General features: G+C 76.2%; 1 protein-coding gene. It reads left to right on the forward strand.

Translation table 11 applies throughout. The annotated features are described in order from the left end of the window. A partial coding sequence (cydD, locus tag SACSA_RS26750; protein WP_019815719.1) for a thiol reductant ABC exporter subunit CydD occupies window positions 1-2,068 on the forward strand: 2,068 nt, incomplete at both ends.

The following is a 2,068-nucleotide window of genomic DNA, read 5'->3' on the forward strand; positions in this document are numbered from 1 at the left end:
GGCCGGCGCGAAAGAGGAGTTGCGCGCCCGGGTCGTCGACCGGGCACTCCGGCTCGGTCCGGAGTGGATCGACGACCGGGGTGCGGCGCGGCTCACCGCCCTGACCACGCGCGGGCTCGACGCGCTCGACGCCTACTTCACCGACTACCTGCCCGCGCTGGTCACGGCGATGGCCCTGCCCGTGGGCATCGGCGCGGCCGTGCTGGTCGCCGACTGGCCGTCGGCCGTGATCATCGCGGTGACGCTGCCGCTGCTGCCGTTGTTCGCGGTGCTGATCGGTACCTATACCGCCGACCGTGTCGGCGCGGCCACCGACGCCGTGCACCGGCTCTCCGGCCATCTGCTGGAACTCGTGCGGGCGCTGCCCGCGCTGGTGGCCTTCCGGCGCGCCGAGGCGCAGGCCACCGCGGTCCGCCGGGTCAGCGACCGGCACCGGCGCACGACGCTGTCGACGTTGCGCCTGGCCTTCTCGTCGGCGTTCGCGCTGGAGCTGGCCGCGACGCTGTCGGTGGCGCTGGTCGCTGTCGTGATCGGCGTCCGGCTCGTCTCGGGGGACCTGAGCCTGGCCGTGGGGCTCGGGGTGCTGATCCTGGCGCCCGAGTGTTACCAGCCGATCCGGTCGGTGGGCGCGGCCTTCCACGCCAGCCAGGACGGTGTGGAGGCCGTGCGCCGGGTCGCCGACGTGCTCGACGAGCCGGAACCCGGCGGCGGCACCCACGTTCCCGGACGGGGAGAGATCGTGCTGTCCGGCCTGCGGGTGCGCAGGCGCGGCGGGTTCGCCCCGGACGGGCTGACGCGGACCGTGCGCCCCGGGCACACCACGTGGCTGAGCGCGCCCAGCGGCGCGGGCAAGTCCACCACTCTGGCGGTGCTGCTGGGTTTCGTCCGCCCAGCCTCGGGCACCGTGACGGTGGACGGCGTGCCGCTCGACGAGATCGACTGGCCGGCCTGGCGGGAGTCCGTGGCGTGGGTTCCGCAGTCACCCGCGTTCGCGGGCGGGACCGTCCGTGCCGAACTGGAGCTCGCGGCCCCGAGGGAGCACCCCGGCGTGGGGGAGACCACCCGGCTCGATGAGGACGTCACCGCTGTTCTGGACCGCGTGGGGCTCACGGGGTTCGCCGACCGGTCCGTCGGCGGCCTCTCGGCGGGACAGCGGCAGCGCGTCGCGGTCGCGCGGGCCCTGCTGCGGCTGCGGCGGGGCGCCTGGCTGCTGCTGCTCGACGAACCGACGGCGCACCTCGACGCGGCGAGCGCACGACTGGTGTGGTCGGCCGTGTCGGAGGCCGAGCGTGGCGGCGCCGCCGTCGTGCTCGCCGCGCACGCGCGTGGTGCCGACGATCAGGCACTCGTCGGTGGCGGAGACGGCGGCACCGCTGGTGCTGTCGGTGCCGGGCGCGCCGACGGCGAGAGTGCCGGGAGTGGCGTGCGCACCGCGGGTGCGCAGCGTGCCGCTGGTCCTGTCGCGGTCGGCGCCGTCGGCACCAGCGCCGTCGGCACCAGCACCGTCGGCACCAGCGGCGACGGCACCAGTGCCGACTCCCCCCGCGCTGGCGGTGACGTCGAGGCAGGGCGGACCGGTGCGCGGACCGCGTTCGCCCGCCCGCTGCCACTGCGGTCGCTGGGCGACCGGCGGCTCGCGCGCGGGGTGCTGCTCGGCGCGACGGCCCTGCTGTCCGGGATCGCGCTCACCGCCACCTCGGGCTGGCTCATCGCGCGGGCGTCGCAGCAGCCGCCGATCCTCACCCTCACCGTCGCGGTGGTGGGGGTACGCACCTTCGGCCTCGCGCGTGCCGGGTTGCGCTACCTGGAACGCCTCGCCACCCATGACGGAGCCTTCCGCGTGGCGACCCGCCTGCGGGAACGGCTGTGGCAGGCGCTGGTACGACTCGGGCCCGCCCGCACACACCGCCTGCGCCGGGGTGAGGGCGTGCGCAGGCTCGTCGACGATGTCGACGCGGTGCGTGACCTGCTGCCCCGGGTCGTGACCCCGCCGCTGGTGGTCGCGGTCGTGGCGCTCGGGGCCTGCGCCGTACAGGCCGCGGTGCTGCCGACGGCGGGAGCGGCGCTG

The sequence above is a fragment of the Saccharomonospora saliphila YIM 90502 genome (assembly GCF_000383795.1).
GTDB lineage: Bacteria > Actinomycetota > Actinomycetes > Mycobacteriales > Pseudonocardiaceae > Saccharomonospora > Saccharomonospora saliphila.